This window comes from Paraflavitalea sp. CAU 1676, assembly GCF_029223285.1.
Classification (GTDB): domain Bacteria; phylum Bacteroidota; class Bacteroidia; order Chitinophagales; family Chitinophagaceae; genus Paraflavitalea.
This window is the reverse complement of record NZ_JARHUJ010000005.1, coordinates 347,984-364,310: the sequence shown is the minus strand read 5'-3', so window position 1 is coordinate 364,310 and position 16,327 is coordinate 347,984. Positions and strand designations below refer to the sequence as shown.

At 48.8% G+C, this 16,327-nt stretch carries 10 protein-coding genes; 6 read left to right on the top strand and 4 right to left on the bottom strand.

All coding sequences use genetic code 11. From position 1 onward, the window contains the following. Positions 1-152: 152 nt before the first annotated feature. From P2H89_RS17985 to P2H89_RS17965, 5 genes are all read left to right on the top strand, one after another. Positions 153-3,707 (top strand): two-component regulator propeller domain-containing protein, encoded by a 3,555-nt coding sequence (locus tag P2H89_RS17985; RefSeq protein ID WP_275829362.1) that lies wholly within the window; start codon positions 153-155, stop codon positions 3,705-3,707. Between the two features lie 18 nt (positions 3,708-3,725). Beyond that, complete coding sequence (locus tag P2H89_RS17980) at positions 3,726-4,352, top strand: response regulator transcription factor (protein ID WP_275829361.1); 627 nt, start codon at positions 3,726-3,728, stop codon at positions 4,350-4,352. Positions 4,353-4,404: 52 nt separating this feature from the next. Further along, positions 4,405-5,115, top strand: coding sequence for a sterol desaturase family protein (locus P2H89_RS17975; protein ID WP_275829359.1), 711 nt, complete (start codon positions 4,405-4,407; stop codon positions 5,113-5,115). 11 nt (positions 5,116-5,126) lie between these two features. Beyond that, positions 5,127-5,633, top strand: coding sequence for a hypothetical protein (locus P2H89_RS17970; RefSeq protein WP_275829357.1), 507 nt, complete (start codon positions 5,127-5,129; stop codon positions 5,631-5,633). A 77-nt stretch (positions 5,634-5,710) separates the two neighbouring features. After that, positions 5,711-6,163: a hypothetical protein gene (locus P2H89_RS17965; protein ID WP_275829355.1), complete on the top strand. Its 453-nt coding sequence runs from the start codon at positions 5,711-5,713 to the stop codon at positions 6,161-6,163. Between the two features lie 75 nt (positions 6,164-6,238). On the opposite strand, the gene P2H89_RS17960 is transcribed toward P2H89_RS17965, so the two are convergent. Both P2H89_RS17960 and P2H89_RS17955 read right to left on the bottom strand, forming a co-directional pair. Next, positions 6,239-7,633, bottom strand: coding sequence for an alpha/beta hydrolase-fold protein (locus P2H89_RS17960; protein ID WP_275829353.1), 1,395 nt, complete (start codon positions 7,631-7,633; stop codon positions 6,239-6,241). A 79-nt stretch (positions 7,634-7,712) separates the two neighbouring features. Next, positions 7,713-9,692, bottom strand: coding sequence for a sensor histidine kinase (locus tag P2H89_RS17955; RefSeq protein ID WP_275829351.1), 1,980 nt, complete (start codon positions 9,690-9,692; stop codon positions 7,713-7,715). A gap of 131 nt (positions 9,693-9,823) precedes the next feature. On the opposite strand from P2H89_RS17955, the gene P2H89_RS17950 reads away from it, so the two are divergent. After that, positions 9,824-11,023: a DUF1343 domain-containing protein gene (locus tag P2H89_RS17950; RefSeq protein ID WP_275829349.1), complete on the top strand. Its 1,200-nt coding sequence runs from the start codon at positions 9,824-9,826 to the stop codon at positions 11,021-11,023. A 64-nt stretch (positions 11,024-11,087) separates the two neighbouring features. Here the strand turns inward: P2H89_RS17950 and P2H89_RS17945 are convergent, their stop codons facing one another. Together P2H89_RS17945 and P2H89_RS17940 are read right to left on the bottom strand one after the other, a co-directional pair. Next, a complete protein-coding gene (locus P2H89_RS17945; RefSeq protein WP_275829347.1) occupies positions 11,088-11,756 on the bottom strand; it encodes a hypothetical protein in 669 nt (222 codons plus the stop codon). Continuing rightward, positions 11,741-16,216, bottom strand: coding sequence for a DUF6443 domain-containing protein (locus P2H89_RS17940; RefSeq protein ID WP_275829345.1), 4,476 nt, complete (start codon positions 16,214-16,216; stop codon positions 11,741-11,743). The genes P2H89_RS17945 and P2H89_RS17940 overlap by 16 nt, the downstream gene beginning before the upstream one ends. Between the last annotated feature and the right edge of the window lie 111 nt (positions 16,217-16,327).

Here is a 16,327-nt window from a genome sequence, read left to right as displayed (position 1 = left end):
CGCAGCATAGCGACTGGAATCAACCCCAATAAGGGGGATGCATACCGGCCCCTCGCCGGAGGCCACCTGAACACCAGAATACCACAACCCGGCCATTGTGGAAGGTGGGTGAAATGCTTATATTACAGGAGAAACACTTACCAGGTCGGGTAATGACAAAACACGCCTTCGCACGATCTTTCCTCTTCGCTCTTACCTGTTTGTTGTACCATACCACGCAGGCGCAATACTATTTCGATAAGCTCACGGAAGAACACGGACTATCCGATAACCGGGTTACCAGTTTACTCAAAGACAAAACCGGCTTTCTATGGATTGGCACCAGGAATGGGCTGAACCGTTACGACGGCAATACCTTTAGCGTGTTCAGACCCAATGCCGGCAATTGTATCTCCAATGAAGAGATCACCGACATCGTACAAGACACAAGCGGCAGGATATGGGTATCTACCCTCAATGGCCTTAACAGCTACAACCCAAAAACAAATCATTGGGAAACCTTAAAGCCCACCGGCGGCAGGGACGGCATTCCCAACTATATTATCTGGGACCTTCATGCAGATGAGAAGAACCGCCTCTGGATCGTATCGGATGTTTGGCAACTATCGGTGTACGATCCCGCTACAAAGAAGATCCGTTACTTCGACGACTGGCCTGCCATTCATCAACAACCGCCATTCGACAGTTTTCCGCGTTACCGGTCGATACAGAAGATAACGGACAGGAATGAACAGGAGTACTGGCTGGGCACCACCATAGGTTTGTTCTCTGTCAACAAACAATCCGGCAAACTCCGCTTCTACGGCGCCGGTTTTAGTGGCACCGTAAAAGACCTGCAATATGATCGTACTACCCAAAGCGCCTTCCTCGTAACCGAGCATGGGCAGCTGTTCTGTTACGATGAAAAGGCCAACCGTTATGCGGAGATCAAAATCACCAACCAGGCCTACCCGGCCACACATTGGAACAAAGCCGATCCGGGATCGAACACCCTGCACCTGGCCCACCCGCTCGGTATGCTTGCCGTGAACAAAATATCGAAAGAAGCCATCGTTATCCGGCATCAGCCAACCTTATCTTCCACCCTGCTGCCGGGCGGCGCCAACGCCATCTACACCGATAAAGAGGGTATCGTCTGGGCCGGCACCAACAATGGCATCTGCTATTACAACAGTCACAACAAGGCAGCCAGCTTTATTCCGCTGGCCATTACGTCGGATAAGGCTGGTATCGACAACATGAGCGCTGCCTGTTACGACGAAGTTAACAACCAGTATTTCGTCACCGCGCTGGATACACCAGCCCTCTTTGTCATCAACGCCAACAACGGCCACATCAGTACCATACGATCTATAGACGGGAAGCCCCTTTCGTCCTGTACCAATATCCTCCGCGACCGGCAGGGCACCATCTGGCTGCTGACGGAGACCACCGTCTATCGTTACGACCGCGCAAAAGATCGCTTCGTCGTTTTCCCTACGCCCAATAAAAATGAACCCGTCATCTTCCACGATATACTCGAAGACAAACAAGGCAATTACTGGCTGGCCACCTGGCAGGGCGGTATGTATTTTTACCAGCCTAAGACACAAACATTTCGTCACTACACAATACAGGAAGGCGTATCCTGGGCCAATACCACTTCCCTCCTGAACGATCCGGCAGACAGTGCCCTGTGGATCGGCTCCTTTACGGTGGGGGTAAGCCGATATGACCTGGCAACACACCAAAAGATCATCTATGCCGAAACCGACAGTGTGCCGGAATACATGCAACTAACCCTCGTGAGAGACATGATACCTGGCGCCGCCGGCCGTATATGGATAGCCACTTATGGAGCAGGCTTGTATTATTACCAGCCCAATCGACCTTATCATCAAACACTAACACAGATAACCGCCAAAGAAGGGCTCACCAGCAGCAGCTATTACGCGCTCGCCTCCAATGGCCTGAACAGGTTATGGCTCTTAAAAAGCAAAGGCATCAGCGTGCTGGACAGCAGCGGCCGTTTCCTGTATGAAGTACCGCGTCATCCCGCCATGAGTTTCTCCAACTACGTACCCGATGTACGCTACCCTAAACGCATCAGCTATAACAACACCAACAACGAATTATTGGTCCCCGTATCGGGCGGATTGCTCCTGCTGTATCCCGACCATTCGCTTCCACCGGCATCCTTCCCGGTGGTGCTCACTAATTTATCTGTAGAAGGCCGTACCGTTACATACGACTCCAGCTTTTACGGGGCCGGGAACATAGAGATACCGTATCGCCACAACACCCTCTCTTTTCAATTTGCAGCGCTCCATTATCGCCCGGGCAGGGTAATACAGTATGAGTACAAGCTGCACGAGCACGAAGCTGCCTGGAGGCCCGCAGGCACATCCAGCAACCTCCACTTCTCCGACCTGTCTGCCGGGCACTACACGTTTATGCTCAGGGCCAGGGATGCGACAGGCACCTACTCGTCCAATACACTTATCTACCGGTTCAGGATCATTCCGCCCTTCTGGCAAACGGGGTGGTTCATCAGCTTGGTGGCCCTCGCGGCTGCCTATGGATTCTATGCGTGGACCCTTTATCTGCGCCGCAAACTCAAAGCACAGCAGATTTTGAACTACTTTGCCACCTCGCTGTACGGACAAAATACGGTAGAGGACATCTGTTGGGATGTGGCGAAAAACTGTATCAGCAAACTCCAGTTCGTGGATTGCATGGTATACATTTATGACCCGCGGCGGAAAGTACTGGTGCAGAAAGCGGCCAATGGCCCCAAGAGTCCTGCCAAACACGAGATCATCAACCCGCTGGAGATACCCCTGGGAAAGGGCATTGTGGGAGCGGTGGCACAGAGTCGACAGGCAGCCATCATACCCGACACCTCGAAAGACCACCGTTATATAGTCGATGACGAAAGGAGGTATTCCGAGATCACCGTGCCGGTGTTGGTTGACGGTCAGGTATTCGGCATCATCGATTCCGAGCACCCGCGCCGTCATTACTATAAAAAACACCACCTGAAGTTATTGCAGGAAATAGCCGCCATCTGTGCCAACAAGATATCGAAGTACATCATAGAAGAGCGGTTACGATCTAAAATATCCAGAGATCTGCATGATGAAATCGGATCAGCCCTCACTTCCATCAATGTGCTCAGCAAAGTGGCCTTGAAAAAATCGCCCACCGATACGGAGGTCAACGGTTACCTGCACAAGATCCAGGACTCCACCTATTCCACGATGGAAAGCATGAGCGATATCGTGTGGGCCATCAACCCGAAAAATGACAAACTGGAAGCATTATCGAGCCGCATGAAAGAGTTCGCCGCCGACATCTGTGAAGCCCAGGGCATCGCACTCACCTTTCAGTTACCGGCCGAACTGGAGCAGCTCCCCATCGACCTGGCCAACCGGAAGAACCTCTTCCTCGTATTTAAGGAAGCCGTCAACAATGCGGTAAAGCACAGTCATTGCACGGCACTGCATATTGAGTTGACGAAGGTCAACAACCGGCTGAGGATGACCCTGCGCGACAATGGCGTCGGGTTTACTAAAACAACTGTGTTGCCTGGCAATGGGCTTAATAATATCGAAACACGGGTGGCAGAATGCAATGGAACACTGCGGATAGAAACCGGCCCACAGCAGGGCACTACGGTGGAACTGGAGATTCCCCTCCCCTTTTTGGGGGAAACAACAGAAACCTAAACCTATTAATTTTGAATAGTGATCACGATTCAGGTATATGAAGACAATGCTGCATTAAGGCATGGACTGGAACAATTGCTTTCCTTCTCGGGCGATTTTGCCGTTACGGGCAGTTTCGACAATTGCCTGCAGGCCGAAGCGGAAGTAAAACAGAGTCCGCCCGATGTGATCCTGATGGATATCGACATGCCGGGGATGACGGGCATCGAAGCCGTCAAAAAGATCCGGGCCATCAATACCAAAGTGCAGATATTGATGCTGACCGTGTTTGATGACAACACCCATATACTGGAAGCCATTTGTGCGGGCGCATCGGGGTATATGCTCAAGAAGAATGTATCGGAAAAACTGATCCCCGCCATCAACGAGCTGCTGGCCGAGGGAGCCTCGCTCAGCCCTTCTGTGGCCAAAATGATCATTGCCTCGATGCAGCAGCCCACTACTAAGCAACAATACGACTTCACCAACCGGGAGCAGGAAATACTGGCCCTGCTATGCAAGGGTAATAGCTACAAGATGATTGCGGCCGAATTGGGTATCGCCTTCGAGACCGTTCGCTCCTACATCAAGAAGATATATGAAAAACTGCAGGTACATTCTGCTACCGAGGCTGTGAGCAAGGCGATCAATGAGAAATTGATATAAGGTCTTGGGAGTCTTTCACGGAACCCGATTAAATAGTACCTTACAAACTGGTATGGACAAACTCCTGCAATCCTTCGCTGCCCTCCCCGACACCCTGGCATGGCCGATCTTCCTGATCGAGAACCTGCTGTTGACGGTTTTAGTACTCATCATTGGACGTATTATTCAACGCCGCTACGATCCACAGGCTGTTACACCCTATGCTTACAGCCGGCGTGAATGGCTGATCTGCGCAATCACCAACGTGCTCAACACTGTAGTTACCTATGCTGGGTACTGGCTCTGGAAGCAGGGCATTATCGTGACCGGCACCTCTTTATCCTGGGTCATCCCATTTGACTTTCTGTTCCTGTTTCTCGCGATGGACCTGCTCATGTACATCTTTCATTTCCTGATACACAAAACGGTACTCTATAAGATCATACATAGTTTGCACCACGAGGCGGTGCATCCCAAGCCGATGGACCTATTCATCCTGCACCCTATAGAAACCCTGTCCTTCGGTGCGCTCTGGTTGATATTGCTGGTCTGTTATCCGTTCAATATCTGGGCAATCATCATTTACCTGATTGTAAACCTTGTATTCGGACTCACCGGCCACCTCGGCATAGAGCCATTGCCGGCCGCTGTACGCCGCCTGCCGGTATTGAACATACTCGGCACCTCCACCTTTCACCATGACCATCACGCAGACGTTTCCTATAACTTCGGCTTTTACACCAACCTCTGGGACCGCCTGTTCGGCACCTGGAAGCAGCAGTAAATTGATCCGTTATGACAACACATCCCATCATCGACCGACACAATGACTCAGGCAGCATCGTCATAAAGCACAAAACAATTGAGTGGACATTGCCTGACGGTGACAATATATCTATCAACCTGGGAACAGTTGGAGTCATCGGCATTTACACTACCGATAGCGGCCCTTATGCCGACGATTGGTTCCTCGCCTTTGTGCACAGCAACGGTGCCTGGCAGGAAATTTCGGTGTATGCCGATGGATACGATGAACTCACGAGCTACTTGTCTGGCCTCTACGATACTGATTTAACTACTCCATCATTGACAAGTTCTACAGTGTGGGCCTCGGCAATCCGTTATCCAAAACATCTCGCCGGAAAAGAACTTTTTGTACTTCAGCCCCCCAAGGGTTATAAGCCACCCACCAACCTGCTTCAAATCCTGAAATCCGGGTTGGGTATAGGCGCATATGGGAAAGATTGGGAAATGGCCTTAACGGATTGGGTGAAAAGTGAGTTGGAAAAGACAGGAACTTAGACACCACTACTTGAATGCAATAAATAGTTCTCACTATAATATCTCAGAACATTCCATGGAATTAATTTTCGTCAACAATGGCACTTTATAAAGGCAACCTTAAAGACAATGACCAGTTCAAAGTTCTCTTTGAAAACACGGTAATGATGGTCGGGCATATTTACGAATCAGCCTATTGCATTAACAAACTTACAGGAGAAGAATTCGGAATATTCGAGTTTGATTACGACCCAACCTGCGCATTGGTGGGAAGGAACAATGATTGGTGCCTGATTGGTGGAGAAGTGCTCGTATTGAAGATATGGGCAGATAGGTCGCTCCGGTTATTGGATGCTTGCGAAGACATATTCGCACTGAAATCTATTGATGAATACACCGTTCATATTTTGACTGACCCATGGGACGACAACGCTGCCATTTGGGAACTAACGATTGACTTGAAAAAACTGACACACCCCGTGTCGCTGATGAAGATCAGGGACTTTAAGGAGTATATTGACAAACCGTACACAGATGATGTAGAATGGTAAAAGCTGACAACAAGTTCCATCAATAGGCCCATCGTCCTGCTTCAATGCCCGCTGTATAGCAAACAGCCTCCATCGTTACTCCAGCAACCCCTGAATCTTCTTAGCATCCTCCAGGCTGTACTGCGTTTTTGCAGCGTCATAGTTGGCAATAAACTTCCCGATATAGGCTTTACCCTTTTTCTTAAGCACATTCTTTTCAGAGGCAATCTTGGCAATAAAGAACTTGAATGACAATTGCACATTGGCCGGCGCCTTCTTTTCCCATTCCTCCGCAAAGGCAATGGCCTTGTCGGGCTTGTTCATCTTGTAAGCCAGCAACTCAATAGGCCGCCTGAAATAAAAGAAATTACCCTTGTAAGATGCGGGATCATTCAGGTACTTCGTCCAGTATTCAAGCGCAATATCATACTCGTTGATCCGCTCATACAACTGAGCGGCACTGGAATTAAACTGATCATCGACCTTCAGGTTCTTCTTAAAATATTCGAGGTAACTCTTTGCCTGGTCTTTATTCGTGATGATCCCGAAGGCCAGATCCATGATAGCATTTCTATCAGCCTTTGCATCGGTACCATAGATCTTATTGATCCTTTCCAGGGTACTCTCAATCAAAACTGTAGGATCCTTGTGAATGCTCCGCAGGGAATCCGCCAGGCGTCTGTCCCATCCGTTGGGCTGGTAATAATCAGAGAAAATAAAACCAAGCCCATTGGCAAGCCCCATACCGGCCACTCCACTGTGGTCGGCCTCATACACCTCGTGCTTCACCTTCAAACACGGATTACTGTTGGTACGAAACAGGCTATCGAGCTTCATCCCTGAGCGCAGCCTCGAAGTGGCGTCTCTCGTACCAGATGCCACGAAGTAATAATTATTATTCGGAAAAGGCTCCTTGCTGTAATTGATGTATTGCTCCAACTCATTACCAAAGAGGTTTTGGCTCAGGCAGATCACGCCCCTGAAGGCGGCCGGGTTGGCCGTCATGGCATTCTGTGCAAACGTGGCACCATCTGAATGGCCCACCAGGATGCTGAAAACCGGGGCGCTGTATTTTCGGGTAATATGCTCCGGTACTTCCTTGGTGAGGTAATCGTTAAATTTCTTATTCGATCCCGTAAAGGCACCGGTATTCAAATTAGGCGTCAGGTCGTTCGACCGGTTGGGACTATTGATGCCTACCACAATACATTTGGGAATAACGTCGAAATCCAGCAGTTTGGCCACATCGCTCACGACAGGTTCAAACATCCAGTTCTCATCCAGCACATAGATGACGGGGTATTTATCCGCCGGTTTAAAATCATCCGGTAAATAAATCTTGATAGTTCGCTTCGCATTCAGCGACACGGACTGAATGGTGTCTACATAATAATTACGGGCAAAGGCTTTCCTATTCGGTACACTATCCGTTTGCGCGTTTGCTGCGCCAACCAGTATGGTCAGGAAAATAGCGAGGAAGGGTGTTTTCATTACTATCCAATTATCCTGCTAAATACGAACTCCCCCGATTGGCAGAATTGTACTTTTCAGACAATTGAAGAACTTTAGCTCACGCCCTTTGCTCTTGGGCCGGCTGCTTGGCCACTGCACCGGTCTCAAATTCAAGATAAACACTGACGCCCGCCCCGGGGTCGCTTTCTATTTCCATTTTACCCTGCATAGCCTTGGTCCGGGCCGCCAGGCTCTGTAATCCCATGCCGTTGGTGTTTGAATCAGCTTTCGCAAAACCAACGCCATTATCCTGTACGGTAATAGACAAAACAGCGTCACGCAGGTTCACCTGCACAATGGCCTCGCTGGCCTGGGCGTGTTTGATAATATTATTGATCAGTTCCTGCACGATGCGGTAAACCGATAGTTCGAAGTGACTGTTATAGCGTTCGATGTCGCCCCAGGAGTCATATTGAAAGGTAAGCGTGCTACTGCTCACATTGCCGCAATAACGTCTCAGCGCTTCATCGAGGCCGTGCTGCAATAAGACTTCCGGCATGAGGTTGTGCGAAGTCTTCCGTACCTCACCTGTAGCTTCGTCGAGCAATTTCACTGTTTGGCGGTAATGGGCCGATTGCTCAACGCCTTGCTCCTTGCGCACAATGCTGCCCAGGTGCATTTTGGCCGCGGCCAGCATACCGGCAATGCCATCATGCAGGTCTTTCGCAATGCGGCTGCGTTCCTTCTCCTCCCCCTGCATCAGGGCTTCCAGCATGTCAATTTCCTGTTGCTTATGTAGTGCATCGAGCTTTAAGGCGAATGCTTTTTTGCGGTTGCTGCTCTGAATATAAAACACAGCGGCGATCAGTAGCATCACAACAAGTCCGGCCAGCGCATAGAAGACATTCCGGTTGCTTTTTTCCAGCGCCAGGTCTTTTTGGGTGAGCTGTAACTGTTTTTCGGACAGCGCCTTTTCTTTTTGCGCCCATTGAAAACGGGACTCCACCTCAGCAATGGTCCTCGTGTTTTGCCGGGAATAAAAAGAATCCTTATAAGCAAAGTATTTGGTGCGATATGCGTAGGCTTCTTTATAATTGCCGGTTGAAAAATTCAACTGGGCGATCCGATCATATATACTGAACAGATGGAAAAAGCTGGTATCCGCTTCCGCCCTTTGCTTCAGGGTATCCAGAATATTTTTCTGACTCCTGATATCCTTTTTCAGTTCATAAGCATCAGCCAGCTCCAGACCCGCAGCGATATAATTGGCAGGATCAATTTTGGCCGAATACAGCATTGACTTTTTTGCTGCCGCTATGGCTGAATCCGGTTCATTTACCTTGGCCCAGGCGGCTGCCAGATGCGAATAGGCCTTGATGATAAGCATAGGATCTTCCTGGTGCGGCAGAAAACGTTTCGCTTTTTGCGCCGCCTCCAGCGCGCCTTTGTAATCCTTCGACTGGTTAAGAATATAACTTAAGCCGGTATGAGCAGTTACAATATAATCGCTATCGTTTAAGGAAGTCGCCAGTTCAACTGCTTTCCGGGAATAAGACAACGCCTTGGCATACTCCCTTCTGTTGGCATAACCGGTACCCACATTTTCATACAACCTTGCCAGTTTGCCAGGTTCTGTTTTGGATTTCTCCAGCACCTGGATGCCCTTTAAGAAATAATGGATCGCACTGTCGCCCAAGCCCAGCATATCGAAATTATATCCCATATTGATATAACAAAGAATAATACCCCGGGTCCGGTTGATCCGTTCAAAATGGGCTACGGCTTTCTGTGCATAATCGATCCCCTCCTGGTTGCGGCCTTCGTGCCCGACCAAATAACCCAATCTGGCGTAGCTGGAACCCATACCAAAGTCATATCCTATACGGGCACTTTTTTCAAGGGTGATGTTGAATACTTCTTTTGCTTTGGGATTATCAAAATTGATCAGCTCAACCCCATAGTTCATCAGCGCGTTGATTCCGGCCGTATCATTGGACTGTGCAATTAATTGCTGGAGATCGGCCTTTTTATCCTGTGAAAAGAGACCAGAAAAAGCAAAGACAAGCAATGCCGCCAGGGCATATTTTCTTATTGGCATAATTAAACTTGATCGCGTGTGCGGCTAAATTAGGAAATCCACCCTTTTCCGGCAAGGTCATGCCTGTACAAAGCGTTATTTTCGCAGCATCAGTTGTAAATTATCCTGCTCCAACACCACTTACATCCTCCATGAACGCACTGAAGTCTGGTATAGATATATTATTGGCCAACCCACCTGATTGGAAAAACAGCAGGATTGGCTTGGTGACGAATCATGCAGCCTGCACCGCGACCTTCCAGCCCGTTCGCCAGGCTTTGTTGGAAGCCGGGTTTAAGATCACCAGGTTGTTTTCACCGGAACATGGCCTGGATACGATCGGCGTAGATGGGGCGGAAATGCGGGATGTGATCGATCCATTGACCCGTCTTCCGGTGACGAGCCTGTATGGCAGCAAACTGGCGCCCGATCAGCATGACCTGGCGGAACTGGACCTGATATTGTTCGATATTCCGGATATCGGATGCCGTTTCTATACTTATTTGTGGACGATGACCCAGGTGATGGAAGCCTGTGCGGTGCATGGCAAGCAGCTGGTGATCGCCGACAGGCCGAATCCCTTATCGGGCAGGCTGGACCTGGCAGAAGGTCCTATGCTGGATGAGCGCTACAACAGCAGCTTTATCGGACGGTGGAGCATTCCCATCAGGCATAGCTGTACGCTGGGCGAACTGGCGCTTTATTTCAAGTCGACCGGTAGCAGTGAGATACTACGGGCAAATGCCAATGCCTTTGAATTGGAGGTCATTCGTTGTCAAAACTGGCAGCGTTCCTCATTCTACCCGCAGCAGCACTTTTCTTTTGTGCCGACATCTCCGGCGATACCTTGTTTTGAGTCGGCTTTATTATATCCGGGCCTGGGCCTGCTGGAGGCTACGAATATCAGTGAGGGAAGAGGAACGGCCACACCATTCCGTGTTGCCGGCGCTCCGTGGATGGATGGCGCGCGTATTGCTGAGCTGGTGAATGAAATACAACCCAATGGCGTCGTTGCCCGGCCGGTCAGCTTTAAACCTGCCGAAGGAAAATATGCCAATCAAAAATGCAATGGCATCATGCTGCACGTTACTGATCCGGCTGTCTTCAGGCCGGTTGGGCTGGGGTGGCTGCTGATCCGCATCATCAAACAACACCATCCCGACTCCTTCATCTGGGCACCTTATCCTACCTACGTAAACCAAAGCGGCGCCCGGCATCTCGACCTACTCACTGGAATAAAAGATGCCGAATCGGCTGTAGCTGGATCAGGAGAAAATAGCTTCGAAGACATCGGCCGTTATACTGATCCTGGAGATTGGAAAGATAAAGTAACTCCACATTTACTGTATTAGGATAGTACGCCCCCAGCCAGTCTAAACCCATCCGGACTAATAACCGTACATACAAAGCATTTAACTAATCTTTTGCCGTTGGTGGCGGAGGGATAGTTTCTGGGAACTTATAGTATTTGCCAAAAAACGTCGAATCTCGAATTACTTTCTCCGACAATTCTACAAGTTCTACAGAACCAGACTTTAACCCAGAAACTTTCGACAATTTGAAATATGACTGTTCAATTGGGTCATAGAATGCAATAAAACAATTGAATCCCTTAACAAAATACGAATTGACATAACTATACCTGGGGCTTGCTTCGTCAAAAAACACTACAGACAAGCTATCACCCGACCTATCATAATACGACTTAGTTGCAAATCTTTTTGTCATTTGATAGACAAAAAAAGGAACTACTTTTTCGTAATCAGATAATACATCACCAGTCCGAGCAAAAGAATGACTAAGCGCAAAGCCAGTTGTATCTTTTGATCTATATATTCCGCTGTCTGAGATAATTTCATTAAACCTTATCGAATCGCCGCCAATTAAGGGTTCGATGCGGACACGCCTATACTTTGTTCCTGGCGGGTATTCATAGCGAATTACTAGAGCCCTATTGGGTACTATGGTATCGTGATCATAGTAGTCAAAGTAATACTTCGCTTCATGGACTGTTTCACTCGCACAGCCAAAATGTAGAGAATAGAACAAAACAGCAAAACAGCGAAATATTACTCTTTTTTCCATGATACTTTTCCATTTTCAGGATCAACCGATATTAAAGATCCGCTGAAGGACCACATTACGTTCTTAATCTGATTGCTAGAATATCCAGCGTCAATCTGGCTCGAAATTGTCTTTAAAACGCCATACGCCTGAGCTGGCCACAATGACTCACTTCCATTTTGATTAATAAAATATCGCTTGCTTACTTCATAATGATCTCCATGAACGTCAAGAAGTGAGTATATCCCTGTTGGTAACATCTTCTTAGTCCATTCAGACAAGTTCGAAGCATTTATTTTCTTATCATCCATCCAATCCCCAGTCACAAAATCAGCGTGAATAAAACTCTCATGGACTATTGCCTTTGAAAGATTCATAAGTGTGTTTTCACCAAAACCATATCCTTTCTTAGCTAATGAAATATTTATGTCTATACTGCCAGCTGAATTTCCTTTGGTTGTCGTCGAACTCTTCGTATCATGATTGCCCGTAGCATAGCTTATATTCATCCCCTTCTTATCATACTTACCTTGTTTTTTAAATGTCACACCAAAAACAGTCTGCCCCTTTTTCGCATATTGACCCAAAAACTTTTTTCCTTCCTTTGTCTTTGCAAACAGCTCCATCGCCTTTTCCTGGTCTACACTCATCTTCCCCTTTCCAATAGAATCGCCGTTTATATCGATCAACAGTACAGGATTATTGCCAGCATACTGATAGGGGGACATTGGATTATATTTCTCTGCAAATCTATCCTGCACAAAGAACCTCCCAATCTGATTATCATACATCCTCGCTCCGTAATCATACCATTCCAGGCCGGAGCCATCGCTAAACTCCTTATCCTGCTTCTCCTTTCCATTATACAGATGCCGATTTCTTAATTTTCCATACGCCTGAGAGGAAATTCCTGCCATCGTAAGCCCAAAAGGATAATAATGAGTCTCTTCCAGCAGCGGCCCCGTATAATGCCGCACCTTCAGGTTATCAAAAAACACATCCCAGTTCTGCGTTTCATTACTTACATAAATATACAAAAATCCATTGCGCGTCATCGTAATACCCTGCCTAGCCAACGGCAACAAAGCATCCGGACCTCCCACCGGATCTGCACCGCTACCCCCCGACACATACTTCAACTGCTCATCCAACAGGATCCAATTCAGGTATGCCTTTGGCTTTGAGGACTGTGCAGGGTTATTGCCAGACCGAAAACCGGTCAACGCGCCCAATAATGGGCTGTTACCTGGATTACTGAGCGTGGCTAATGCTCCTTTACTCTCCCCCGCCACGCCGACGACACCACCCGCCAGGACCGATAATATCTCCGATACAGGATCATTATAAGACCCCGCCACTCCCCCACTCCGGTACAGGTACTTTACCGCCACATCCACCTTATCTCCACTCATTACCTTCAACACCAATGCCGGCCCAACCTTATTGCCACTACCATTCAGCCTAGCTACATAATCATTAGGCGTAGTGGTTGTATCTACGGGATATCCGCCCGGCACGCCCGCCTTTGCAAACGCCGTTTGCGGGATATTGTAAAACAAACTATTCTCCTTTGCCCGATACGCCATTTCCATTGAGGCAAGGTATTCAGCCGTATCCCGCTGCTGCGTCAACACCATGCGCACATTACCCAAATGATCCCTTAGAAAATAATCATTCATAAACCGGTAAGCACTATCTCCATTCAATCCATATTTCCGTGCATAGCGCGTACGCCCCTCTTCATGAGCCACAAACTGCAACGTATCATTTTCATAAACCGTCCCACCCAGGTAGAGTGTTGTATTGTCGGGCTTTCCCGTTTCCTGTACCAATTTCCGCCTTTTATTCCCTGCTGCATCGTAGGTATAACTGATCGTACCCTTTACCGCCCCCGTGGCCGTGCGCATAATGATGCTCTTCGGCAAATTGAGGTGATTATACACGATGTCTTCGGCGCTCGCTGTACCAATATCTTTATTCCGGTCTTTCTTCAAGTTCCCATTCCCATCATAGATATAATCCACCGCCCCAACCGATTTAGTACCCAAGGCCGTCATGTAGGTTGATGAACTCCGGAAGTCGCCCAGCCTGGTCTGCGGATCGTTCACCCGGTCCCACACGCCCTGCAGGCGGTTGCTATTGCCATTATTGCAATACGTATACAGCAGGCTATCGATCAACAAGCTCGCACCTGCCTTCCACCCCCACTGGTTCATCGTAATGATATTGCCATTGGCATCGTAAGTAATTCCGGTCGTACTGAAATTCAGTCCGGCGTTGAGGTTGAAGGCATTGCCCGTAAACTGTTTGAAGCTGGCATTGCTGAGCCTGTTCACCGCATCGTACGTAAAATCATAACGCCGCACCCTCCCGTCGCCCGTACTCTTCCATAGCATGCCGGCAATATTGCCATTGTATTGCGCTGCCGCGTAGGGATTCGCGGTATTGTTGATGGAGAGGGTGGTATCGTTGTAGGCCAGGTCAAACCCAAACCAGTTGGCTATACTAATTGTGTCTTTGGCATAAGTTCTGTTGGCCCCCAGCATCCAGCCCCGTACATTGTAATCGTATTGCAGGTTCTCCAACGCGCCTCCGGCAGGTCCCTTGCCCGGCGCTACTAGTTTCTTCTTAAGCTGCCCGAGAGCATTATAATGGCTAATGGCCAGTGTGTCCTCTGGCATATTGATGACTAATCCGTTGACAGAACTATTGATCGATTTGCGGGTAGCCACCAGCCTGCCCAACTCGTCGTAGGTCATTTTAGTCACCACCGTATGGGTTTGTGGATTGGTGCCTTTTTTCTGATAGCGCACTACAACCGTGAGGGGCTGACCACTAAAGCTATATTGCGTTGTAGTAATATCACAACCGTCGGTTACATTTTCCGCCTTCACCTGTACCGGCCTTTTCTGTTCGTCGTAAAATGTGGTGGTAACCAATGCTTCGACTCCATCTGTATTCTTGACGATGGTCCCCGTCATCAAACCCCGGGTATTGACCGTTGCCGCTACCGCCTGCGGATAGGGCCAGGCCGTATTACTGGCCGCCGCAAAACTGCTGTTAAAACTATTGTCGAAACTGCGAAAATCTGCCGGCACTCCATTCGCCCACACATAATCATCATAATAGGTTATCGTGATCACATTACTATAGGCCACCACCGGAAAGCTTTGCGACAAGGTGTACATCGGCAATGCCCCGGCAGGGGTATATGTCTCAAACCGTCCAAGGTTCTGGCTATTCAAAAAGGCTTGCATCGACGCCTGTGTGATATAAGTACCATTAACATACTTGCCGGTGTAGACCGGCCTGTTGAGCGCATCGTACTTGGTAAACAACCAGGTATTAGATACCCGCATATTGGAATCCTGCGTCAGTACCGGACGATCCCACCGGTCGTACACCGTCCACACTTCCCCTGCTCCCGGTATCTTACTCCGGATATTTTGCTTACGGTTGTTGTACTCGTAGCGAAAACATTGCTCACTCAGCACTACGTTACCGTTCCAGCTCAGGTTCCAGGCATTGGCGGCCAATAACTCCACTCCGCGGGGCTGAATCACCAGCCGTAAATTCTCAAAATCGTCATACGCATAATACGTGCAAAGCCAACCACTGTGTCCACTCCCATTGCCATTGTCGGCCGCCGCCGTAAGCTGCACTTTCCTGAGCACCACCTTGCCTTTCTTGTTCTTGTACTCGATCACTTGTTTGCTGTGTTCGTCTATCGAGATATTCTTCTCCAACTCTCCAGCCGGGAAAATGGAACTCGTACTGTAAGCACCCCAACCATTGACCACATCCGTTACTGTCCAGTCGCGTACACTGTCGGCCATACTATTTAGGCAATATTTTGTTTTGACCGACCGCCGGTTCGCCTCATTACTTTGTCCCGCCGTTCCCACCCAGGAGTTACCTGCAGGAAAGACTTCCAGCACCCGGTTCAAAGGAGATGCTTCCATCACCGATACCCCGTAAGCCCAATTGCGGGTAGTGCCTCCTGCATTTGTTTCATTGGTCTGTCCGACCAGCTGCCCATTGTAAAAATGCGCCTGCTGCGCAAATGGGTTCAACTTAAATGCGCCATTGTCCAAGTTAGCATTGCCACCTGCGTTATTCGCAGCAAATGGAAGGTATTGCACCACTTCCCTTCCCAGGCTATCATATACCACTGTTGTAACCAGATCTACGGCGCCGGCCGCTGAAATGAGGTTAGCGGCATCTGTATTCAGCGCTCCCCGCTTCACCACCGTCTGCAAAGGTCTGCCAAGCCCATCGAAGTAAACCGTGGTCTGCTTTACATCCTTCACCGGTCGCGTGCGCAATGCTGCCGCGCTTGTATCGGGCGCCACCGCATCCCAGGTGCGGATATAGTTTATCCGGCCATTGTTGATGTAATCGGAAGGCAACGGACGGGGCGTTTGTGCTGCGGCCCTCGTCACCAACACACAACCCACAATAAGCAGTATAGAGTTTTTCATAAGCAGCAAGCAGTTAGTTTTCCAGGATGGGCACATAGGTGCATAAAGACACTATCAAGAAATATCCACAAAGCAGATCTGAATGCTATGATTTAGCTCACAACATTCGAC